A 21,808-nucleotide genomic window follows, 5' to 3' on the forward strand; every position below is an offset into this window, starting at 1 on the left:
ACCCTTTATCTCGCAACAGGAGTCTTGCATACCCCCTATGATCAAGCTGCCACACCCTAGGCTCCATCAACTGCTGATCCAGCTCCACGCCGAACCACTGCCGCAGGAGGAGCTGGCTCGCCGCCTCAATGTCTCCACCCGCACGGTGCGCACCGATGTGGCGACCCTCAACGAACTGATTGCAACGCACGGCGCTCACCTGATCCACCAGCGTGGCAGCGGCTACCAGCTCAAGATCTACAATCAGGGACTGTTCGACGCCCTGCTGGCGGCCCAGGGTCAGGATAGCGGCCTGCCACGCACCAGCCGGGAGCGGGTGCTGCACCTGCAGATCCTGCTGCTGACGGCAGAGCAGGGGATCAAGCTCGATGAGCTGGCTGATACCTGGTATCTGAGCCGGGCGGCACTGCAGGGGGATATGGCGGAAGTCCGTGAGCAGCTCAGCCACTTCAGGCTCAGCGTCGAAAGCAAACCCCGCCTGGGGATGCGCATTCAGGGGGAGGAGACGGCGATCCGGGCCTGCCTGACCCAGCTGCTCTATCAGGAGTTGCTGCACAACAACCAGTTGCAAACCCTGCTACCCAACCTCTGCCCCAGCAAGACGATGGAGGTAGTGGGCAATCATATCCATGCCCAGCTTGCCCGACATCAGCTGCGTCTCGCTGACGAGAGCTTGCAGCAGCTCGCCATCTACTGCGCCGTTGCCCTGCTGCGTCAGGCATCCGGTCACGAGTTGCGCCACTTCGCCAGCGAGGATCTGACTCTGCCGCTGCTGGCTGTATCTCGCGATATTTATGCGGTATTGCCAACCTTGACGCCCCCCGTAGAGGACGAGATCGCCGGGCTCGCCATCCAGATCCAGGCGCGCCTGATTGCCGATACTCCCCAGCTCAGCCCGGCGATGGCCGCCGAGAGCGAACAGCTGGTGGAACATCTGCTGACCTACATTCATCAACACTACCCTTACGACCTGCGAGGCGACCAACAGCTGCGGGCCGACCTGCAAACCCATATCAGCGCCATGCTGCTACGGGTCAAATACCAGATTGGCAACCACAACCCGCTGGCCGATCACATCAAGCAGTACTACCCCCTCGCCTACGACATCACGCTGGCGGCCATTTCGGAGTGGATCAAGCAGACCCCCTACCGACTGACCCACCACGAGATAGGCTATCTGGTGATCCATATCGGGGTCGGGCTGGAGCGCCATTACGATATCGGCTATACCCGCCGCCCGCAGGCGCTATTGCTTTGCGATGCGGGCAACGCCACCTTCCGGGTGCTGGAAGCACGCATCAAGCGGGAGTATCCCCAGTTGCAGCTGACCACGCTGGAGTCGGTGCGAGATTACGAAGGACTGGTGCAGATCGCGCAGGACTTTGTCATCAGTACCGTCAAGGTGAACGAAAAAAACGCCCCCGTGGTACTCGTTGCCCCCTTCCCGACCCAATACCAGCTGGAGCAGCTTGGCAAGCTGGTGCTGATCGACCGCACCCGCCCCTACATGCTCGACAAATATTTCGATGCCGACCACTTCATGGTGGTCAAAGAACCCCTTACCCAGGCCGAACTGTTTGCCCGCATCTGTGATCAGTTGGAAGCGGAAGATCTGGTGGAGAGCGGCTTCAGAGCCTCACTGCAGGAGCGGGAGCGGATCGTCTCCACCATGCTGGGAGAAGGGATCGCCCTGCCCCACTCCCTCGGTCTGCTGGCGCGCCGCACCCTGGTGTACACCGTACTGGCCCCGCAGGGGATCGACTGGGGCAACGGGGAAATCGCGACGCTCATCTTCGTGCTGGCCATCAGCAAGGCCGATTACGAGGAGGCGATGGGTCTCTACGACCTGTTTCTGGCACTGATGAACGAAAAAGCCAGCAGGAATCTGCTGGCTTGTCGCGATTTTGCCAGCTTCAAAGCGCTGGCGCGCACCGGTTCATAACATAAAACGAGGAGTGACTACTCCTCGTTAAAGCCGGAGGTGAACAGCTCCACCACGGCGGCCAGGGCCTCGACCTCTTCGGGGCCCTCAACCTGTACTTCCACCTGCCGCCCTTGCGCGGAATCCAGCATCAGCAGGCCGATGATGCTGTCAGCATCGGCCTCCACACCATCTTCATTGCGCAGCAGCACGTGGGCATCGAAACCCTGCACCAGCTCGAACAGCATCATGGCCGGTCTGGCATGAATACCCAGCTTGTTTTTCACTTCAACCGAGGCGGAAACAGTCATCGGGTCGTCCTATTGGTCCGTCAAGATTGGAGGGCACTCTTGTCGAGAGTGCGGTGGCGGATCTGCACGTTCTTGCCAAGCAAACGGAATGCACTGGCCAGCCGCTCTGCAATAAAGACCGAGCGGTGCTGACCACCGGTGCAACCGATGCCGACCGTGAGGTAGCTGCGATTGTTGCGCTCCAGATGGGGCAACCAGGTCACCAGCATGTTCTCGATCTGCTGGGTAAACAGCATCACGTCAGCCTGCGCCGAGAGGTAGTTGGCGACCGGCTCATCCTTGCCGGTGAAGGGCTTGAGCTCGGGGATCCAGTGCGGGTTGGGCAGGAAGCGGGCATCGAACACGAAGTCGGCATCCTTGGGAATGCCGTACTTGAAGCCGAACGACTCGAACACCAGCACCAGCTCGTTCTCTTTCTTGCCGAGTACCCGGGTCTTGATGAGCTCGCTCAGGTCGTGAATGCTGAGGGAGGTGGTGTCGATGCGCAGGTCAGCAGTCGAGGAGATGGGCGCCAGCAGGTGGGTCTCCTCCCGAATCGCCTCATCCAGCGACAGCTTGTTGCGTGAGAGGGGGTGCAGGCGGCGGCTCTCGCCATAACGCTTGAGCAGAGTGCCGTTGTCGGCGTCGAAGAAGAAGCTGGAGAACTCTACCCGCCCCTCATTGCGCACCTGAGCCAGCAGATTTTCCAGTTTCTCCGGATCGCTCGGCAGGTTGCGCACGTCGATGCTGACCGCCAGCTTGTCATACTGGCTCTCCACCGAGACAATCAGCTGGGGCAGCAGATTGACCGGCAGGTTGTCCACACAGTAGTAACCCAGATCTTCCAGCACTCGCAGGGCTACCGTTTTACCGGAGCCCGAACGTCCACTTACCACGATTAACTGCATCTTGTTCCCTCACGCCAAAACGGGTGTCTCATCCTTGGCCTGCTGTCAGGCCGAGGTCATGATCTGATAGAGCTCTTCGTCACTGGTTGCCTGACGCAACTGGCGGCAAACCGCCTTGTCACCCAGCTTGGAAGCCATCAGAGAAAGGGTCTTGAGATGCTGCTTGCACTCGCTTTCCGGCACCAGCAAGGCAAACAGCAGGTCAACCGGTTGATTGTCGATGGAGTCGAAAGGAATAGGGTCGGCAAAGGTCATCAGGATCGCGGTTGGCGGGAACTCATCGTCAATGCGACCGTGGGGGATCGCAATACCGGCACCGATCCCGGTACTACCCATTTTTTCGCGGGCCAGCAAGCATTCAAACAGCACCTGGCGGGAGGTGCCAAGGCGTTCGGCGGCCAGCTCGCTGATGATTTCGAGGGCGCGTTTCTTGCTGGTACAAGGGACTGCACTCTTGGTGCAGTCCCGACTCAGTATGTGTTCAAGTTGCATGGTTATTTTTTATTTAACTTATCTTTGTGCTTGATGATCTGCCTGTCCAGCTTGTCGAGCAAGGTGTCTATCGCAGCATACATATCGGCATGTTCAGAGTTGGCAAACACTTCGCCACCGCTGACGTGCAATTTGGCTTCCGCTATCTGGTTCAGTTTTTCCACGCTAAGCACCACATGAACATTGTTGATGTGGTCGAAGTGACGCTCGAGTTTGGCAAATTTGTTATTCACATAATCACGCAGAGCTTCGGTGATCTCGACATGGTGTCCGGTCAGGTTAATTTGCATAACATCATCCTTTTGTTTGCCTAAACCAGGCGTTTGCGCTGATTGGAAGGTGGGATAAACAAGGATTCGCGATACTTAGCGATCGTGCGTCTCGCCACCATAATACCCTGTTCGGCCAGCAAATCCGCGATCTTGCTATCACTTAACGGCTTGGCAGGATTCTCTGCCGTGACCAGCTTCTTGATGAGCGCGCGAATTGCGGTCGATGAGCACTCTCCTCCTCCTTCGGTGTTCACATGGCTGGAGAAAAAAAACTTCAATTCGAAGATACCACGGGGGGTATGCATGTACTTCTGGGTCGTCACCCGGGAGATGGTCGACTCATGCATCTCTACCGCTTCGGCGATGTCATTGAGCACCATCGGCTTCATCGCCTCTTCACCATACTCGAAAAAGCCCTGTTGCTGCTCGACAATGCAACTGGCCACTTTCAGCAGGGTGTCATTGCGACTTTCCAGGCTCTTGATGAACCACTTGGCTTCCTGCAAATGGGAGCGAATAAACTGGGTGTCGGTGCTGCTGCGGGCGTTGCGGGCCATGGCGGCATAGGTCTCGTTGACCCGAATGCGGGGGGCGGAGTCGGGATTGAGCTCGACCACCCACTTGCTGCCCTTCTTGACCACGGAGACGTCGGGGATCACGTACTGGGAGTCGCTCTGGATGATGCCATTGCCGGGGCGCGGCTCCAGCAGCTGGATCAGATCCAGCACCTCCTTGAGGTCGCTCTCTTTGAGTTTTGTCTTGCGAGCGAGGGTGCGGTAATCCCGGTTGCCGAGCAGCTCCATGTGCTCGAGGATCACCTCCTTGGCCTCGTTGAGCCAGGGGGTCTGCGGGTCATATTGATCCAGCTGGATCAGCAAACACTCCTGCACAGAACGGGCAGCAATGCCGACCGGATCGAAATGCTGAACCCGCTTGAGTACCGCCTCGACCTCATCGAGCTCCACCTCTACGTCATCGCTGGTGACGGCAGCCTGGATATCCTCCAGCGCAACGGTCAGATAACCTGATTCGTCGATGGCATCGATGATGGCGAGCGCGATGGCGGCATCCACATCGCTGAACGGTGTGAGTCGCATCTGCCACAGCAGATAATCCTGCAGGTTTTCGGTTGTTTCACCCTGATAGACGCTATCTTCCCCATCGTGGATGGGGCCCGCGCTCTGGGCGGTGCCGGCAGAGTAAACCTCGTCCCAGGTGGTATCCACCGGCAACTCGTCCGGCATCTGCTCCTGAGCCATGGCATCGCTGGAATCCAGCTGGCTGGCATCGACCGGCGCTTCCGGACTGGTCTCTTGCGCCTCGCTCTCTTCCTGCTCCAGCAGAGGGTTGTTTTCGAGCGCTTGCTGAATTTCCTGCTGAAGTTCCAGAGTGGAGAGCTGGAGCAGACGAATCGCTTGTTGTAATTGCGGCGTCATGGTCAGGGACTGACCGAGACGCAACTGTAATGTCGGCTTCATCTACGTCGGGATATCCTTATGTTCAGCGAGGCACTCGTCAAAGGAAATGAAGGCATGCCCCCTTACTATAGACTGAATTGATCGCCCAAATAGACGCGCTTGACCTGCTCATCGGCAAGGATGTCAGCCGGTGCACCTTCGGCAATCATCTTGCCGTGGCTGACGATATAGGCCTTCTCACATACGTCCAGAGTCTCTCTGACGTTGTGGTCGGTAATCAAGACGCCAAGGCCTCTATCTTTCAGATGCTGAATGATCTTCTTGATGTCTATCACAGAAATCGGGTCAACCCCTGCAAAGGGTTCATCCAGCAGAATAAAACGCGGCTCGGCCGCCAGCGCACGGGCGATCTCGACCCGACGGCGCTCACCGCCGGAGAGGCTCTGACCCAGGTTGTCGCGAATGTGGGTGATGTTGAACTCTTCCAGCAGTTGCTGAACCTTGTCCTCACGTTCCTCGCGACTCAACCCCTTGCGGGTCTGCATCACTCCCATCAGGTTGTCGAACACCGACAGGCGACGGAAGATGGAGGCCTCCTGCGGCAGGTAACCGATGCCGTTGCGGGCCCGCACATGCATGGGCTGCAAGCTGATGTCCTGATCGTCGATGGTGATGAGACCGGCATCGCGCTGTACCAGCCCCACGATCATGTAGAAGGAGGTGGTCTTGCCCGCCCCGTTGGGGCCGAGCAGGCCGACAATCTGGCCAGTGCCCACTTCAAGGCTGACGTCACTCACCACCATGCGGCGCTTGTAGCTCTTCTGCAGGCCCACTGCTTTTAACACTGCCATGGTTTATTTTCCCTGCTTCTTCTGGTCGGCGGGCTTGTCGAAATTCTCTACCTGATCAGGCAGGAACACGGTTTTGACCCGCTGGCTCGGGCTCTTGCTCTCGGCAATCATCTTCTGTTTGACGATGTCGTAGCGGATCAGATCGCCATTGACCTGGCTATCTTCCTGCTTGAGCTGACCGTTGCCGGTGATGGTCACCAGCCGGTTCTTCAGCTCGTAGCGGATAGTGTTGCCGTGGGCATTGACCGGCTTGCCGTTATCCAGGATCTGGAAGAAGGTGGCGGGTTTGCCGTAGGCAGTCATCACCTCCGCCCCTTTCTCGCCGGAGCGGGTCACTACCACCTTGTCAGCCTTGATCCGGATGGTGCCCTGATTGATGGTCACATCCTCTTCGAAGGTGATGCGGTTGTCCTGCATCTCGGCCACCTGTTTGACGGCATCGACGTAGACCTTCTCGGCAAAGTCGGACTCTTTGGCGGTCACCGCACCACACAACAACAGGGCTGCGAGGGCCAGATTAGCGTTTTTCATTGAAATAGATGGCATGGCCTTGATCCAGTAACTCAAAATATTTGCGGTCCAGATGGCCCTTGAGGCCAACCCCTTGGGTCTGGAAATCCCGACCCAGAATGTTCACTTCCCGGTTGCTGCGCACATCCTGCGTCACCAGATCCAGCTCCAGATAGGGGGTATCCAGTGTGGAAATGAAAGATGTGGGCAGCAGACCATCCAGATGCACCTTGTCCCGCAGGATGACGTTGTCACCGGTGTTGAGCACGCCGGTTTCGGCGGTCACCTTCCACTCGGCGGCACCCTGATCGTCATACATGTAGACCACCGGCTTGTCGAAGGTGGCCTGCTCGAGGATTTGATAATACTCGGCGTAGGTCGACTCCAGCCGCTCGGTGCGCTTGCCATTGATATCAAAACGGGTGGTCACCAGATCTTTGGCGACAAAATCCGGCTGATAGTTTTCGATTTTGACGGCGCTCTCAGGCACCAGCTCAACCTTGCCCAACTGCCAGGCAACCAGCGCGACCAGAAACAGCAGGGCAAACAACAGGGTCTGTCTGCTCATACCGAGGCCTCGGGCTGATAATCGTCGTGGCCCTGCGCCTGCAAAATGAGGTCACACACCTCGCGCACCGCGCCCATGCCACCGCCAAGCCGGGTCACCATATCGGCACGACTCAGCACCAGCGGATGGGCATCGGCCACGGCAATGCCGAGCCCACAGACCTGCATCACCGGCAGATCGATGGTGTCATCGCCCATATAGGCGGCCTGTTCAGCAGTCAGCCCCAGCTTGGCCAGCAGCGCTTCGAAGTGAGGCAGCTTTTTATCAGCCCCCTGCACCACATGAGCCACCCCCAGGCTTTTCATCCGATCGCTGACGATACGGGAGTTGCGCCCGGTGATGATGGCGATCTCGATCCCGGCATTGAGCAACGCTCGCATGCCCGCACCATCGCGGGTGCAGAAGGTTTTCAGTTCTTCGCCGTTGTTTCCCATGTAGATGAGGCCGTTGGAGAGCACCCCGTCCACATCGCACACCAGCAGGCGGATTTGCGCCGCCTTGTCGAACTGGCTGCGCGTCACCGGACCATAGAGGGTCGGTACGTTTTGCATCAAATTACTCCGGCTTTCAGCAGGTCGTGCATGTTGAAGGCGCCGAGCGGGCGTTTCTCTTCATCCACGACCAGTAATCCGTTGATTTTTCTCGTTTCCATCAGCTTGACGGCTTCCGCAGCCATCATCTCTGGACCTACGGTAACACAGTTGGCCGTCATCACACGGCTGATGGGGGTGTGATGGATATCGATCTGCTGGTCAAGAATGCGGCGCAGGTCGCCATCGGTAAAGAGCCCGGCCAGCAGGCCATTGCCATCGACCACCGCCGTCATACCGAGCCCCTTGCGGCTCACTTCCAGCAGCGCCTGGCTGATGGTGGCATCTATCCCCACTTGGGGCAACAGATCGCCACTGTGCATCAGGTCGCCAACCCGCAGCAACAGACGCTTGCCGAGCGACCCGCCCGGGTGAGAGAGGGCGAAGTCATCGGCGGTAAAACCGCGTGCTTCCAGCAGGGCGACCGCCAGGGCATCGCCCATGACTAAGGTTGCCGTGGTGCTGGAAGTGGGTGCCAGACCCAGCGGGCAGGCCTCTTTCTCCACCTTGATGCACAGATGTACGTTGGCCTCTTTGGCCATGGTGGAGGCCGGATTACCGGTCATACAGATGAGCGGAATGCCGCGGCGCTTGAGCACCGGCAGCAGGGCCAGGATTTCGTCGCTCTCGCCGGAGTTGGAGATAGCGATGATAAGGTCGCCACTGGAGATCATCCCCAGATCGCCGTGACTCGCTTCTCCCGGGTGAAGGAAGAAGGCCGGGGTGCCGGTGCTGGCGAGGGTGGCGGCGATCTTGCTGCCGATATGGCCCGATTTGCCCATGCCGGTGACCACTATCTTGCCACCGCAGCGCAGCACCATTTCGCACGCCTTGTCGAAGGCGTCGTTCAGATACTGATAGAGTCCATCAATGGCTTGCTTTTCTGTGTCCAGCACCGCGCGGGCACTGCGACGAAAATCGAACAGTTCAGACACTTTCTCAGGCTTTACAGACATAAAGACACAGCTCCGGGCCGAAATTAGCTGCGGGATTATAAAAAAGTCTGCCCGGATAAGCGAATCGGATGGCAAGTCCCGCTCTCGATGACGCACTTTGTTACAGAAAACTGTCGTGCAAATGGGCTTGCAGCCTGTTCAATAGTTGTTCCTTGCTGTTGCTTAGACCTAGACTACCCCATAAAATTCGCACCTCATTTACACCGGATGGACAATTGTTTGAACAATGACCTGATCACCATCTCCGATCTGACTTTCAGTCACGGAGATCGGCTGTTGTATGACGGGATCAACCTGACCATTCCTCGTGGCAAGGTGACCGCCGTCATGGGCCCGAGCGGCATAGGTAAAACCACCCTGCTGCGGCTGATCGGTGGCCAGCTCAAGCCGGAGTCCGGTCACATTCTGTTTGACGGGGAAGATATCCCCACCCTCTCCCGTTCGCGCCTCTATGAAGTGCGCAAACGGATGAGCATGCTGTTCCAGAGCGGCGCCCTGTTTACCGGCATGACGGTCTACGACAACGTGGCCTTCCCGCTACGGGAACACTCCGGCCTGCCGGAGGAGCTGATCCACACCATCGTCATGATGAAGCTGCAGGCGGTGGGCTTGCGCGGCGCGGCGAAACTGATGCCCTCCGAGCTCTCCGGCGGCATGGCGCGCCGGGCGGCGCTGGCACGGGCCATCGCCCTTGACCCCGACCTCATCATGTATGACGAGCCGTTTGTCGGGCAGGATCCCATCACCATGGCGGTGCTGGTCAAGCTGATCAAGGAGCTGAACGATGCCCTCGGTATCACCTCCGTCATCGTCACCCACGATGTGAAAGAGGTGCTGAGCATCGCCGATTACGCCTACATCATCGCCAATCGCAAGGTGGTGGCGCACGGTACGCCGGATCAGCTGCGCGAGGAGCACAATCCCGAAGTCGAGCAGTTCCTCAAAGGATTGCCCGATGGTCCTGTTCCGTTTCATTTTCCGGCAGGCGATCTGCTACAGGATCTCTGATGTTGATAAGTCAAATAAGCAAGCTGGGGCGGGTCGGAGTGCGGTTTATCAGCTCCGTCGGTCGCGCCACCATCATGTTGTTCCATGCGCTGGCGGGCAAACCCGAGCCGCACAAGCACTTCCCGCTGCTTGTCCAGCAGCTCTATGTGGTGGGTGTGCAGTCGGTGGCCATCATTCTGGTCTCCGGCCTGTTCATCGGCATGGTGCTCTCGCTGCAGGGTTACAACGTATTGAAGGATTTCGGCGCCGAGCAGAGTCTGGGGCCGCTGGTTTCCCTCTCCCTGCTGCGGGAGCTGGGTCCTGTGGTCACGGCGCTACTGTTTGCCGGCCGTGCCGGTTCGGCCCTGACCGCTGAAATTGGCCTGATGAAGGCCACCGAGCAGCTTTCAAGCCTCGAAATGATGGCAGTCGACCCGCTGCGCCGGGTGGTTGCCCCCCGCTTCTGGGCTGGCGTCATCAGCATGCCGCTGCTGGCCTTTATGTTCAGCCTGATCGGCATCTTCGGCGGCAAGCTGGTCGGCGTGGACTGGCTCGGCGTGGACGAAGGGGGCTTCTGGTCTGCCATGCAGGCCTCCGTCGACTGGCATGAAGACATCATGCAGGGCGCCATCAAGAGCCTGATTTTCGCCCTGGTGGTCACCTGGATTGCGCTCTTTAACGGCTATGATGCCAAGCCGACCTCGGCCGGGATCAGTCAGGCCACGACCCGAACTGTGGTCCACTCATCCCTCGCCGTGCTCGGCCTGGATTTTATACTCACTGCAGTCATGTTTGGATAAGGTAAAGATGAAGTTCAGCAAAGTAGAATTCCTGGTCGGCACCTTCATGCTGGCTGGCATCGGTGCCATTCTGGCACTGGCCCTGCAAGTGGCCGGTTTGAGCTTCAAACCGGAAGGAGAAACCTATACCCTGCGCGCGCATTTCGATAATATCGGCGGCCTGAAAGTCCGTTCGCCGGTCAAGGTCGGCGGCGTGGTGGTAGGCCGGGTCAGCGACATCGTACTGGACCCGAAAACCCAGGTGCCCGAAGTGACCCTGATGATGCAAAAGAGCGCTGGCCAGTTTGCCGATACCAGCTCCCTCTCCATCCTCACCTCCGGTCTGCTCGGCGAGCAGTACATCGGTCTGGCCCCCGGCTTCAGCGATGAGGAGATGGGCACCGAGATGCTCAAGGATGGCGACCTGATTGAAGACACCAAATCCGCCATCGTGCTGGAAGATCTGATTGGCAAGTTCCTCTACAGCCAATCCTCCGACAGCAAATCAGACAGCAAGAAGGAGTAATCATGTTCAAGAAAATCGCCCTGCTGCTGGGCCTGATGACCAGCATGCTCTTTTCCCTGTCTGCCCAGGCTGCAGTCGATGCCACCGACCCCAACGCGCTGGTGGATCAGGCTGCCAAGCAGACCTTTGCCCGCCTGAAGGCCGATCAGGCCCAGGTGAAAAGCAATCCGGATCACCTGCGGGTGATCATCCGCGAAGAGCTGCTGCCCTATGTGGACAACCGCTTCGCCGCCTACAAGGTGCTTGGCAACCAGATTAAAGAGACCACCGAAGCGCAGCGCAATGCCTTCGTCGAGGTGTTCACCGAGTACATGGTGAGCTCCTACGCCGATGCGCTGGCCCATTTTGACAAGCAGACCGTCAAGGTCGAGCCGGGCAAAGCCCCCAGCGGCAACATCACCGCCGTCAACGTCAGCGTGAAAGAGGCCGGCAAGCCGGACATCTTCCTCGAGTTCAAGCTGCGCAAGAACAACAAGACCGGCGAATGGAAAGCCTTTGACATGGTGGCAGAGGGGATCAGCCTGCTCTCCGCCAAACAGAGCGAGCTGGGCGGTTTGATCCGCCAGAATGGCATCGATGCGGTGATCGCCCAGTTGCGCGAACACAACGCCAAGCCGCTGGTACTCAAACCATGACCCTCAGCGGTGAGCTGCAGGCGCCACAGGTCAATGACCTGTGGCAACGCCGCGCCGAATGGTGGCAGAACGACCAGCTCGAGCTCGGCGGCGTCACCACCCTCGACTCCGCCGGACTGGCCCTGCTGGTCAAATGGGCCAAAGCCGTATTAGCGCGAGGCGCCACACCGCAACTGGTGGGCGCCTCCAGTGATTTCTATACCCTGGCCAACCTCTACGGGGTGGCCGGGCTGTTTCAGTCAACCCCGCTCACAACTGAGGACGCATAATGCAAGTCTCTGAAATTGAAGCGATACTCCTTGAGGCTCTGCCATTGTCCGAAGTCCATGTCAAAGGGGACGGTAGTCACTACCAAGTGATCGCCGTCGGTGACATGTTTGACGGCATGAGCCGGGTCAAGAAGCAGCAGGCCATCTATGCCCCGCTGATGGACAAGATCGCCAGCAACGCTATTCACGCCCTCTCCATCAAGGCGTTCACCGACGCCGAGTGGAAACGCGAACGTAAATTCCTATTGCCCTCCTGATTTGGTAACGAAGTAAAAATGGACAAATTCAAAATCGATGGTCGTTGTACTCTCAACGGCGAAGTGACCATCTCCGGCGCCAAAAACGCCGCCCTGCCGATCCTGTTCGCGACCCTGCTCTGTGATGAAGAGGTACACCTCTCCAACGTGCCGCGCCTGAAAGATGTGGGCACCACCATCAAGCTGCTGGAGATGCTGGGCGCGACCACCAAGGTCAACGGCAACGTCACCGTGCTGACCGGTGCCGTAAACAACCACGTTGCCCCCTACGAGCTGGTGAAGACCATGCGCGCCTCCATTCTGGCGCTGGGCCCGCTGGCTGCCCGTTTCGGCGCCGCTGATGTCTCCCTGCCCGGCGGTTGCGCCATCGGTGCCCGTCCGGTCAACCTGCACGTCCACGGCCTGGAGCTGATGGGCGCCAAGATCACCATCGAAGATGGTTACATCAAGGCCCGTGTCGATGGCCGCCTGAAAGGCGCCCACATCCTGATGGATATGGTCTCCGTCACCGGTACCGAAAACCTGATGATGGCCGCCACCCTGGCTGATGGCCGCACCGTGATCGAAAACGCCGCGCGCGAGCCGGAAGTAGTCGATCTGGCCAACTTCCTCAATACTCTGGGCGCCAAGATCCAGGGCGCGGGCACCGATACCCTGACCATCGACGGTGTCGAGCGTCTGCACGGCGGCAACTACAGTGTGCAGCCTGACCGCATCGAAACCGGTACTTTCCTAGTGGGTGCGGCAGTCACCGGCGGCAAGATCACCTGCCGCAAGACCGACCCGACCCTGCTGGAAGCGGTACTGGTCAAGCTGGAAGAGGCTGGCGCCCTGATTGAGAAGGGTGAAGACTGGATCACCCTCGACATGACTGGCCGCACCCTCAAGCCGGTCACCATCAAGACCGCCCCCTACCCGGCCTTCCCAACCGACATGCAGGCACAGTTCACCGTGCTGAACGCCGTCGCCAAAGGCACCGGCATGGTCACCGAGACCATCTTCGAGAACCGCTTCATGCACGTTCCCGAACTGGTACGGATGGGCGCAGACATCGAACTGCAGGGCAATGTGGCCATCTGCCGTGACACCGAGCAACTCAAGGGTGCCCAGGTGATGGCGACCGATCTGCGCGCCTCCGCCAGTCTGGTGCTGGCCGGCTTCGTGGCCGAAGGCTCCACCATCGTCGACCGTATCTATCACATCGACCGTGGCTACGAAGACATTGAACAGAAGCTGCAGGGTCTGGGTGGCCGCATCGAGCGCATCAAGGGCTGATAGCCCCCTGATCGCTGGCCGATAAAAAGGCCCCCTCGCGTTGGCGAGGGGGCCTTTTTCATGGTTTCGGTTCAGTTGAAACCGGGATCAGTGGCCCGCCAGCTTCATATTCTCTACCAGCACCGAGCCGGTCTTGAGACTGGAGCGCTCATCCTCGTCACGACCTACCGCCACGATATGGCTGAACATCTCGGCCAGATTGCCGGCGATGGTGATCTCTTCGACCGGATAGGCTATTTCGCCATTCTCGACCCAGAAACCGGCAGCGCCGCGGGAGTAGTCGCCATTGACGATATTGACCCCCTGCCCCATCAGCTCGGTCACCAGCAGACCGGTGCCCATCTCCTTGAGCATGCCCTGAAAATCCTGGCCGGTATTGGAGACCTGCCAGTTGTGGATGCCACCGGCGTGACCCGTGGTGGTCAACCCCAGCTTGCGCGCAGAGTAGGAGGTAAGCAGCCAGCTCATCAGCTTGCCGTTACGGATAATATCCATGTCGCGGGTACGCACCCCTTCGCCATCGAACGGGGTACTGGCGAGCCCGCCCAGCAGGTGGGGGAACTCCTGAATGGTGAGCCACTCGGGCAGGATCTGCTTGCCCAATTTGTCGAGCAGGAAACTCGACTTGCGATAGAGGTTGCCGCCACTGATCGCCATCACCAGATGGCCCCACAGGCCAGAGGCAGTGTCTGGGTGGAACAGCACAGGCGCATGACGGGTAGAGATCTTGCGGGCGCCGAGGCGGGAGACGGTACGCTCAACGGCTTCGTCGGCAATGCGCTGCGGACTCCAAAGCCCGTCGAGGGTACGGCTGGAGGAGTAGCCGTAATCCCGCTGCATATCGCCATCCTGCTCGCCGATCAGCACGCAGCTCAGGGAGTTGCGCGAAGCCGCATAACCTTTGACGAAGCCGTGGCTGTTGCCATAGACCTTGATGCCTAGATGGCTGGAGAAACCGGCGCCGTCGGAGTGCTTGATACGGGAATCGCGACCAAGCGCCAGCCGTTCGCACTCGATGGCCAGTTCGATCCCGCGCTGGGGATCCAGTTCGATTTGGTGGCACAGTTGCAGATCGGGGGCATCCCAGGCCAGCAGCTCGGCGTCCGCCAGACCGGCGCAATCATCGGCCGAGGTGTGGCGGGCAATCTCGATGGCCGCTTCAACGGCGGCACGAATGGCGGGTTTGCTCAGATCTGTGGTCGAGGAAGATCCCTTGCAACCATCGCGATAGACAGCGATGCCGAGGGCGCCATCCTTATTGAATTCAATGCTTTCCAGTTCACAACCCCGGGTGTTCACCGATAACCCGGTCTGCTTGCTGATGGAGACTTCGGCCAGCGAGGCGCCCAGTCCTTTGGCTATCTCCAGGGCTTCGGCAACCACGGCCTCGAGATGGGCTTGATCCTGGCGGATTTGGTCTTGCTGATCCATAACTCACATCTGTATGAAAGAAGGAAAGGGGGGTAAGCATATCAGACCCCTGCGCCCAGCGGGAGAAGCTGGTAACATATCCGCCAAACGTGAATGACAGGAATCAAGAGACCGATGAGTCAATATCAAGACGACAACGAGTTCGAAGACTGGGGCCCCAGCAAGAGCCAGCTCAAGCGCGATGCCGAAGCATTGCAGAAAATGGGGGAAGAGATCGTCTCCCTCAGCCACAGCGAGCTGGAAAAAATCCCGTTGGATGAAGAGCTTGCAGAAGCTGTCGAGCTGGGTCGCAAACTCAAGCCGAAGAAGGATGAGTCCTTCCGTCGCCATCTGCAGTTCATCGGCCGCCTGATGCGCAGCCGCGATATCGAGCCGATTGCCGAAGCGCTCTCCATCATCAAGAACCGTCACTCCACCGTGAATGCACGCCTGCATCGCCTGGAGCAGTGGCGCGAGCGCCTGATCACCGAAGGTGACAGCGCCCTCAACGAGCTGATGTCCCAGTTCCACGAACTGGATCGCCAGAAGCTGCGCCAGCTGATCCGCTCTGCCAACAAGGAGCGGGAGCTGAACAAGCCGCCGGTCGCCTACCGCGAGATGTACCAGTATCTGCGCGGCGAGATCGAAGACCTGCTGTGATCCCCGAAACACGCCTCCCCTCGGGGAGGCGTGCTTCTATTGATGCCTTTTCCTCTCCCCATACCCCGCCACCCCTGCGCGTTTAATATATCCACCATTTTGCTACCCCAGCCATAACGGCTCATCTCAACAGCCCCGTTAAATCGCCGCTTCAGAGCAGTCCAAGACAAATCCGTTAACAATTTGGCGTCATTTTGTTTGACATATTGAACGGCCTTGGCAGACTGAAGAGAGGATCCATGCCGTCGCTGCCCAGACTGACCAACGATTCTGCCACCCGGCCCGACGCGGGATCCCATGACCATGCCTTGAGGCATGCCCTTGCCCTGTCGGTTTGCAAGGGCCTGCCCAAGGCGCAGGATGAGACTTCAACGCCAAGGATAATCAAGGTGCCCTATGCCAAATCCCCAGCCTCCCGCCACCCGTAAACCTGTCGTGCTGATGACCATGGGCGCCCAGCCCCGCAACGGCCACGCCTATCAGGTGATGACCCACAAATACATCATGCCGCTGGTGGAGATAAGCGACTGCGTCCCGCTGCTGGTTCCCACCTGCTGCGGCACCGCCGATCTGGAGCAGTATCTGGATCTGGCTGACGGCATCTATCTGAGCGGCGCCGGTTCCAACATCGATCCGGCCCTCTACGGCCAGGAGAACCTCACGCCGGAAAAACAGCAGGATCGGGATCGCGACCTGTTCGATCTGCCCCTCATCAAGGGAGCGCTTGCCCGTGGTTTGCCGATCCTCGGGATCTGCCGCGGCATGCAGGAGATCAACGTAGCGCTGGGGGGAGACATCCATCAGAAGGTCTATAACGAGCCGGGTTATGACGATCACCGGGAAGATGCCGACGATCCGGTCGACGAGCAGTATGGGCCGAGCCATCAGATCAAACTGCTGCCGGGCAGCTGGTTTGCCGAACTGATGGGGGAAGAACAGATTCCGGTCAACTCCCTGCATGGGCAGGGCATCAACCGGTTGGGGAAGGGTCTGGAGCCGTTGGCCCACGCCGAAGATGGGCTGATAGAGGCACTTCATGCTCCCGCACTGTCACCCTTTTTGCTGGCAGTGCAGTGGCATCCGGAGTGGAAAGCCAATGAAAACCCCCACTCCATCAAGATCTTTCAAGCCTTTGGCGATGCCTGCCGCCAACGCAGTGCATTGATGGCAGCGAGTTAACCCCTCATCGATTCAGTCGCCAAACCCGCGCGCCTTGAGCTTAGGCAGCCCACCCCGCTCGGGGCGCAAGGTGCGGCAGATATCCATCCCCTTGAGCCCGCGCTGGATATGGTCAGGCGAATGGCCAAACACCATACCGTTGCTGCGGTAGAGGTTGTTGTCATCCAGCTCGAACTTCTCGCCGCCAATCAGCAACTGCTCGCGGCCATTGACCGTGTCACCCCGCTTGATGGGCACCTTCATGTCGCTCAGCACCTCGCCGGTGGCACACCCCTCACGCCAGCGCGCCTCGCTGGAGAAGGGGGTAATGGCTATTTCACGCCAGGAGCCATCCCGGAATTCGACCCGATACTTCTCGGCCAGCAGGTCGCAGCCAGCCAATGGCAACAGGGCCATCAAACAGATGATTTTCTTTGAAAATTTCACTCAATCGCACTCCTTTGCCCGGTTCTGCACAGGATAAATAAATTGCCGCCCCAACGCACCATTTCCCCGCGCCGCAGCAGCTATGCTGGAAATAAAACCACAATAAGGTGCTGCTATGGCTGGCGAAAACCTCACCGCGCTACCGACGCTGACCTGGATTGGCGAACACCCGTTCTGGACCCTGCTCACCCTCTCCCTGATGCTGATCCACTTCTGGCGCCGTCCGGGACAGCGACGGGAGCTGCTCTCCGAACTCAGTTTCGTGATGATTAGCGCAGTAGTGATCCTGCTGATCCAGCTGGAAGGGGGCTGGTTCAAACTGCCGCTGCCCCATCAATTGCTGATCGAGATCTCCACCCTGCTGGCCGGCCTGATACTGGTCAAGATATGGGGGATCCTGCTGTTCGAGTTTCTGCTCCCCCTCTGCCATGTGCGGATCCCGCGGATCATCGCAGATATCGTCATCACCATCGGCTATATCGGCTGGGGTCTGTTTCGCCTCTACGCCTCCGGCATGGCGCTCGGAGAGATAGTCACCACCTCAGCGGTCATCACCGCGGTCATCGCCTTCGCCATGCAGGACACCCTGGGCAACCTGCTGGCCGGGGTCTCCATTCAGCTCGACAACTCCATCGCCATCGGTGACTGGCTGCAAGTCGATACCACCCAGGGCCGGGTGGTGGAGATCAACTGGCGTGCCACCACCATCGAGACCCGCAACTGGGAGACTGTCGTCATCCCCAACAGCCACCTGCTTAAACAGCGCTTCACCGTGCTCGGGCGCCGTCGCGGCGAACCGCTGCAGTGGCGGCGCTGGGTCTGGTTCGATCTGACCCTGGATACCCTGCCGACCCAGATCATCGCGCTGATCGAGAAATCCCTGCGGGAGACCAAGCTCCCCTGCGTCGCCAAGCATCCGCAACCGGACTGCCTGCTGATGAACGTCGAAGGGGGCATCGCCCGCTATGCGGTGCGCTACTGGCTGACCGACCTGGCTCGCGACGATCCGACCGACTCCATGGTGCGCAGCCTGATCGATGCAGCCCTGCGTCGCAACGATCGCCGCCTCACCCCGCCGATCTTCAACGTCTTTATGGCCAAGGAGAAACAGCATCTGGATGCCCGCCACAAACGCCACACCGCCGAACGAACCGATACCCTGCGCAAGCTGCCGCTGTTTGCCATGTTGCAGGAGAATGAGCTGCTCCAGCTGGCCGATCAGGTGAAGTTCGCCCCCTTCGTCAGCGGCGACATCATGCTGGAGCAGGGGGATGTCTCCAGCTGGCTGTTCGTGCTGGTCAAAGGGGAAGCCGAGATGGTGGTCAATGTCGAGGGGCGAGAGCTGAAGCTTGGTACGCTCAACGCGGGAGACTTTTTTGGTGAACTGAGCCTGCTCACCGGCGAGCCCAGCTCCTTCACGGTACGGGCGGTGGCCACCGTCGAAACCTATCGCATCAATCAGGCAATGTTTCAGGAGTTGGTGATGCAGCGCGAGTCGCTGGTCGAGCCCCTCTACCGGGTGCTGAGCGACCGCCAGCAGGAGCAGCGGGCCCTGCTGGAGCGGGAGGCGGAAGCCATGAAGCAACCACCACAACAGCTTGATCTGCTTGATAAACTGATGAAGCTGTTCGGCGGAAGATGACGTAGCATGGCATCGTATTGAGGACATGAAGAGAGAACCGCAGCCATGTTACTGACCACCCTGGCCCTTGCCGCCAGCCTGCAATTTGATTGTCCCGCCACCATCGAGACTCACCAGCAGCTGCTGACCCCGCAGCAGGGCTGGCAGGCGTTCACCCGCAATGACGATGGCAAACCGGACGAAACCCTCAGTCACCGGCTCGATAATCTGGCCCTGTTCGATGGAGATCCTGCCGAACTGGCCCAACTCAAACCGGATAATGGCGACAGCGACGAGATCCACTACTGGAGCCAGCTCGATAGCAGTCTTCGCCCCCTCTATCTGGTCTGCCGCTATCAGAACAGCGCCATCACCCTGCAGCAGGCGCTACCCGTCGGCATCAGTTACTGCCGCGTCAACCAGCGCGATCGCTACACCCTGCTCGGGCTGATTTGCCGCAAATAGTGATCCTGGATGGTTACCGGTAACAGCCATCTACCGGTAATCATTCCCGCCTGAGCATGGCCACCCGCCAGCGCCATCAGAGCAGCAGCTCGGCCAGCTCCTCCAGTGCCGTCAGCTCCACGTCCGGCAACAGTTGCAGCTGTTGCCACGGTTGCTGCCGCTCGTTGAGCCAGGCGGCGCGAAAACCGTGGAGGCGAGCTCCCAGCACATCGGTCTCGGGATGATCCCCCACATGGAGGATCCGCCCCGCTGGCAACTTGAGGGTGCTGCGGGTCTGCTCAAACATATCCGGTGCCGGTTTCATTCTGGCGCCCGCCCCCGCCTTGCAGACCAGCGTGAAGTAGCAATCCAGCCCTGCCTGCGCCAGATCCAGATTGCCGTTGGTGATCACCACCAGCGGATAGCGTTCAGCCAGTCTGGCCAGCAGCTGATGAGTGGACTCGCTCACCTCGATCTTCGAGCGCTCTGCCAGAAACGCAGCAAAAACCTGCTCCGCCTCGCGACTGGCCTGCTGGTCAGCCATGCCCCCCGCCACCATAGCGGCGCGGATGGTCTGCTGGCGCGCCAGACTGACATCGTGGCGCAGCTCGGGCCTAGCCAGCAACACGGTGCGTTTTAACTCCAGCCAGCGCGGCTTGTCGAGCATGGCGGTGGCCAGATATTCGCTGCGCAGATGGCTCAGCATCCACTGCTCGGCGCGCACGATGGCGGGGCCGTTGTCATAGAGGGTGTCATCGAGGTCAAACGAGATGGCAGCAACCGGCTGCCAGCGGCGATAGAAGTGCATGGACTCTCCTCTGCAACGGGACTCAGGGCCCGTTATTCATCGTCCTGTGCATCCGGGTCACGCTTGGCCCTTGGGTGAGCGCTGTCGTAGACCTTGGCCAGATGCTGGAAGTCGAGGTGGGTATAGATCTGGGTGGTAGAGAGGTCGGCATGACCCAGCAGCTCCTGCACTGCCCGCAGATCGCCGGAGGACTCCAGCATATGGGTGGCAAAGCTGTGGCGCAGCTTGTGGGGATGGACGTGGGCGTTGAGCGCCTGCTTGTTGCCCCAGCCATCGAGGCGGGCTTGCACCGAGCGGGCAGACAGCCGCTGCTTGCGGCTGGAGACAAACAGCGCCTCGCTCTCGTCCCCGGCCAGCAGCGGGCGCACCTTGAGCCACTTATGCAGCCACTCGACCGCCATCCGGCCGATGGGCAGCACCCGCTCCCGCGAGCCCTTGCCAGTCACCTTGAGCTGACGGTCGTCGAGCTTCAGATCCACCAGATTGATCCCCACCAGCTCGGCCAGACGCAGCCCTGAAGAGTACATCAGCTCCATAATGGCGCGATCCCGCACCGCCAGCGGATCCTGCTCGTCGGTGATGTTGAGCAGCTGGTGCATCTCGTCCACATCGAGGTTTTTCGGCAGCGGCCGCCCCTGTTTGGGGGTGACGATGCCACGGGCCGGATTGGCGGTCAGCCGACCCTGCCGCACCTGCCAGTCGCAAAAGCTGCGCAGGGCAGAGACCTTGGTGGAAAGGGAACGAGGAGCAAGGCCCCCCTTGTGCATCCGGGTCACCAGAGTGCGCACCTGACTCGCCTCGAGCCGACCCCAGTCAGTGAGCCCGAGGGCCACCAGCTCGGCGGTCATCGCCTCCAGATGGGCTTGATAGTTATTGCGGGTATGAGGGCTGAGCTGACGCTCGACCCTCAGGTATTCGATAAAGGCCGCCAGCTCGTCCGCCAGTGCCGCGGGCAATGGCGGTGCGATGACGGGTGCTTTGGCAAGCGCCCTGGCCGGTGTTCTAGCCATGAGTCAACTCGGGCAGACGCAGTTGCAGCAGGCGCCCCAGTTGGCCCAGCAGCAGGGTGTCGTTGTGGGGAGTAAAGTGGCCGGGATCCGAGCTGGCGAAGGCCAGCACGCCGAGATCGCCGAGCCGCATCAGGGCCACCGAGTTGACCAGTACATCGTGGCCAAACAGTGCCTGCTTCTCGCTCTGGCTCAGGCGGCCAAAGTAGTAATCCTGCCCCGGCAGACGCTGACCCAGCAGGGATTCGAGCTGCTTGCCCTGCGCCAGAAAACGCTGCTCTGGCCCGCTCAGGGTAAACTTCTTGGGATTGAGCCAGAGCCGCAGCCCGGTCAGGCGCAGCCGCTGGACAAAGGCCTTGCCCATCACGGCACTCACCTCGAACAGGGTCTGGCAACCGTACAGCTCGCCGTAGAGATCGGCATAGACCCGAAAGATCCGCTCGTTCTCGCTGGCGATCCCCATCAATTCAGTGATCTCCTGCTCCAGCTGTTCGATCCGCTCGCGCTGACGCTCCAGCTGACGCTCGACCAGCGAGACCGACCCTTTGCGTTCATGGGGAATGCGGATCCGGTCCAGCACGGTGGCATGGCGTTGGAAAAACTCGGGATAACGGGCCAGGTACTCCAGCACAGTGGCTTCATCCACCGATTGCTCCTGCCGTTTGAGTTCGCTCATAAATTGGTTGATCCATCAGAGAAATGGGGCTCGCTGCCCCGACATCATGGGCAAAGGGGGCCAACGCCCCCCG

At 59.6% G+C, this 21,808-nt stretch carries 27 protein-coding genes; 12 read left to right on the plus strand and 15 right to left on the minus strand.

Annotated features, from left to right (window positions below; genetic code table 11):
- The first annotated feature begins 37 nt into the window (after nt 1–37).
- Complete coding sequence (locus ACTG2B_RS20790; RefSeq protein WP_439996767.1) at nt 38–1,942, plus strand: BglG family transcription antiterminator; 1,905 nt, start codon at nt 38–40, stop codon at nt 1,940–1,942.
- A 17-nt stretch (nt 1,943–1,959) separates the two neighbouring features.
- Here ACTG2B_RS20790 and npr read toward each other — a convergent pair whose 3' ends face one another.
- The 10 genes from npr to ACTG2B_RS20840 all read right to left on the minus strand — a co-directional run bounded on the left by npr (nt 1,960) and on the right by ACTG2B_RS20840 (nt 8,776).
- A complete protein-coding gene (gene npr, locus ACTG2B_RS20795) occupies nt 1,960–2,232 on the minus strand; it encodes a PTS phosphocarrier protein NPr (protein ID WP_005336318.1) in 273 nt (90 codons plus the stop codon).
- A 20-nt stretch (nt 2,233–2,252) separates the two neighbouring features.
- Nucleotides 2,253–3,119, minus strand: coding sequence for an RNase adapter RapZ (gene rapZ / locus ACTG2B_RS20800; protein WP_439996768.1), 867 nt, complete (start codon nt 3,117–3,119; stop codon nt 2,253–2,255).
- A gap of 45 nt (nt 3,120–3,164) precedes the next feature.
- Entirely contained in the window at nt 3,165–3,611 is a 447-nt protein-coding gene (gene ptsN / locus ACTG2B_RS20805) for a PTS IIA-like nitrogen regulatory protein PtsN (protein WP_127006240.1), read from the minus strand.
- 2 nt (nt 3,612–3,613) lie between these two features.
- Nucleotides 3,614–3,901, minus strand: a complete 288-nt coding sequence (gene hpf / locus ACTG2B_RS20810; RefSeq protein ID WP_005336323.1) for a ribosome hibernation promoting factor — start codon at nt 3,899–3,901, stop codon at nt 3,614–3,616.
- A gap of 20 nt (nt 3,902–3,921) precedes the next feature.
- Nucleotides 3,922–5,361: an RNA polymerase factor sigma-54 gene (locus ACTG2B_RS20815; RefSeq protein ID WP_005336331.1), complete on the minus strand. Its 1,440-nt coding sequence runs from the start codon at nt 5,359–5,361 to the stop codon at nt 3,922–3,924.
- A 65-nt stretch (nt 5,362–5,426) separates the two neighbouring features.
- Nucleotides 5,427–6,152, minus strand: a complete 726-nt coding sequence (gene lptB / locus ACTG2B_RS20820; protein ID WP_005336333.1) for an LPS export ABC transporter ATP-binding protein — start codon at nt 6,150–6,152, stop codon at nt 5,427–5,429.
- A gap of 3 nt (nt 6,153–6,155) precedes the next feature.
- The gene (gene lptA, locus ACTG2B_RS20825) at nt 6,156–6,683 is read right to left on the minus strand and encodes a lipopolysaccharide transport periplasmic protein LptA (protein WP_040068817.1); all 528 of its coding nucleotides are present in this window, start codon (nt 6,681–6,683) and stop codon (nt 6,156–6,158) included.
- Entirely contained in the window at nt 6,670–7,230 is a 561-nt protein-coding gene (gene lptC, locus ACTG2B_RS20830; RefSeq protein WP_005336338.1) for an LPS export ABC transporter periplasmic protein LptC, read from the minus strand. Before lptC ends, lptA begins: the two co-directional genes overlap by 14 nt.
- A complete protein-coding gene (gene kdsC, locus ACTG2B_RS20835) occupies nt 7,227–7,781 on the minus strand; it encodes a 3-deoxy-manno-octulosonate-8-phosphatase KdsC (RefSeq protein WP_005336340.1) in 555 nt (184 codons plus the stop codon). Before kdsC ends, lptC begins: the two co-directional genes overlap by 4 nt.
- The gene (locus tag ACTG2B_RS20840; protein WP_042053489.1) at nt 7,781–8,776 is read right to left on the minus strand and encodes a KpsF/GutQ family sugar-phosphate isomerase; all 996 of its coding nucleotides are present in this window, start codon (nt 8,774–8,776) and stop codon (nt 7,781–7,783) included. Before ACTG2B_RS20840 ends, kdsC begins: the two co-directional genes overlap by 1 nt.
- Before the next feature lie 207 nt (nt 8,777–8,983).
- On the opposite strand from ACTG2B_RS20840, the gene mlaF reads away from it, so the two are divergent.
- From mlaF to murA, 7 genes are read left to right on the plus strand one after another with little or no spacing between them, the layout of a single operon-like run.
- Entirely contained in the window at nt 8,984–9,784 is an 801-nt protein-coding gene (mlaF, locus tag ACTG2B_RS20845) for a phospholipid ABC transporter ATP-binding protein MlaF (RefSeq protein WP_005336343.1), read from the plus strand.
- A complete protein-coding gene (mlaE, locus tag ACTG2B_RS20850; protein WP_069554191.1) occupies nt 9,784–10,563 on the plus strand; it encodes a lipid asymmetry maintenance ABC transporter permease subunit MlaE in 780 nt (259 codons plus the stop codon). The genes mlaF and mlaE overlap by 1 nt, the downstream gene beginning before the upstream one ends.
- A gap of 7 nt (nt 10,564–10,570) precedes the next feature.
- On the plus strand, nt 10,571–11,068 hold the full coding sequence (mlaD, locus tag ACTG2B_RS20855) for an outer membrane lipid asymmetry maintenance protein MlaD (protein ID WP_019444849.1): 498 nt from the start codon (nt 10,571–10,573) through the stop codon (nt 11,066–11,068).
- A gap of 2 nt (nt 11,069–11,070) precedes the next feature.
- Nucleotides 11,071–11,703: an MlaC/ttg2D family ABC transporter substrate-binding protein gene (locus tag ACTG2B_RS20860; RefSeq protein ID WP_005336350.1), complete on the plus strand. Its 633-nt coding sequence runs from the start codon at nt 11,071–11,073 to the stop codon at nt 11,701–11,703.
- On the plus strand, nt 11,700–11,972 hold the full coding sequence (locus ACTG2B_RS20865; RefSeq protein ID WP_064339241.1) for an STAS domain-containing protein: 273 nt from the start codon (nt 11,700–11,702) through the stop codon (nt 11,970–11,972). Before ACTG2B_RS20860 ends, ACTG2B_RS20865 begins: the two co-directional genes overlap by 4 nt.
- The gene (gene ibaG, locus ACTG2B_RS20870) at nt 11,972–12,229 is read left to right on the plus strand and encodes a BolA family iron metabolism protein IbaG (RefSeq protein WP_005306001.1); all 258 of its coding nucleotides are present in this window, start codon (nt 11,972–11,974) and stop codon (nt 12,227–12,229) included. Before ACTG2B_RS20865 ends, ibaG begins: the two co-directional genes overlap by 1 nt.
- An 18-nt stretch (nt 12,230–12,247) precedes the next feature.
- On the plus strand, nt 12,248–13,504 hold the full coding sequence (gene murA / locus ACTG2B_RS20875) for a UDP-N-acetylglucosamine 1-carboxyvinyltransferase (protein ID WP_005336355.1): 1,257 nt from the start codon (nt 12,248–12,250) through the stop codon (nt 13,502–13,504).
- An 87-nt stretch (nt 13,505–13,591) separates the two neighbouring features.
- On the opposite strand, the gene pmbA is transcribed toward murA, so the two are convergent.
- Entirely contained in the window at nt 13,592–14,935 is a 1,344-nt protein-coding gene (gene pmbA, locus ACTG2B_RS20880; protein WP_439996769.1) for a metalloprotease PmbA, read from the minus strand.
- A gap of 114 nt (nt 14,936–15,049) precedes the next feature.
- Here pmbA and yjgA point away from each other — a divergent pair, with 114 nt between their 5' ends.
- Nucleotides 15,050–15,574, plus strand: a complete 525-nt coding sequence (gene yjgA / locus ACTG2B_RS20885; protein ID WP_005336359.1) for a ribosome biogenesis factor YjgA — start codon at nt 15,050–15,052, stop codon at nt 15,572–15,574.
- Nucleotides 15,575–15,970: 396 nt separating this feature from the next.
- A complete protein-coding gene (locus ACTG2B_RS20890; protein ID WP_201980184.1) occupies nt 15,971–16,753 on the plus strand; it encodes a gamma-glutamyl-gamma-aminobutyrate hydrolase family protein in 783 nt (260 codons plus the stop codon).
- A 12-nt stretch (nt 16,754–16,765) separates the two neighbouring features.
- Here the strand turns inward: ACTG2B_RS20890 and ACTG2B_RS20895 are convergent, their stop codons facing one another.
- Complete coding sequence (locus ACTG2B_RS20895; protein WP_040069030.1) at nt 16,766–17,149, minus strand: hypothetical protein; 384 nt, start codon at nt 17,147–17,149, stop codon at nt 16,766–16,768.
- Nucleotides 17,150–17,294: 145 nt separating this feature from the next.
- On the opposite strand from ACTG2B_RS20895, the gene ACTG2B_RS20900 reads away from it, so the two are divergent.
- Both ACTG2B_RS20900 and ACTG2B_RS20905 read left to right on the plus strand, forming a co-directional pair.
- Complete coding sequence (locus tag ACTG2B_RS20900) at nt 17,295–18,821, plus strand: cyclic nucleotide-binding domain-containing protein (RefSeq protein WP_268011553.1); 1,527 nt, start codon at nt 17,295–17,297, stop codon at nt 18,819–18,821.
- A gap of 45 nt (nt 18,822–18,866) precedes the next feature.
- Nucleotides 18,867–19,265: an STY0301 family protein gene (locus tag ACTG2B_RS20905; RefSeq protein ID WP_115521625.1), complete on the plus strand. Its 399-nt coding sequence runs from the start codon at nt 18,867–18,869 to the stop codon at nt 19,263–19,265.
- Nucleotides 19,266–19,341: 76 nt separating this feature from the next.
- Here the strand turns inward: ACTG2B_RS20905 and ACTG2B_RS20910 are convergent, their stop codons facing one another.
- From ACTG2B_RS20910 to ACTG2B_RS20920, 3 genes are read right to left on the minus strand one after another with little or no spacing between them, the layout of a single operon-like run.
- A complete protein-coding gene (locus ACTG2B_RS20910) occupies nt 19,342–20,052 on the minus strand; it encodes an HAD-IA family hydrolase (RefSeq protein ID WP_439996770.1) in 711 nt (236 codons plus the stop codon).
- Between the two features lie 32 nt (nt 20,053–20,084).
- Entirely contained in the window at nt 20,085–21,062 is a 978-nt protein-coding gene (gene xerC, locus ACTG2B_RS20915; RefSeq protein ID WP_439996771.1) for a tyrosine recombinase XerC, read from the minus strand.
- Nucleotides 21,055–21,735: a DUF484 family protein gene (locus tag ACTG2B_RS20920; RefSeq protein ID WP_162504495.1), complete on the minus strand. Its 681-nt coding sequence runs from the start codon at nt 21,733–21,735 to the stop codon at nt 21,055–21,057. Before ACTG2B_RS20920 ends, xerC begins: the two co-directional genes overlap by 8 nt.
- Between the last annotated feature and the right edge of the window lie 73 nt (nt 21,736–21,808).

Origin of the sequence: Aeromonas sp. 30P (genome assembly GCF_051919805.1) — a bacterium.
Classification (GTDB): Bacteria; Pseudomonadota; Gammaproteobacteria; order Enterobacterales; family Aeromonadaceae; genus Aeromonas; species Aeromonas veronii.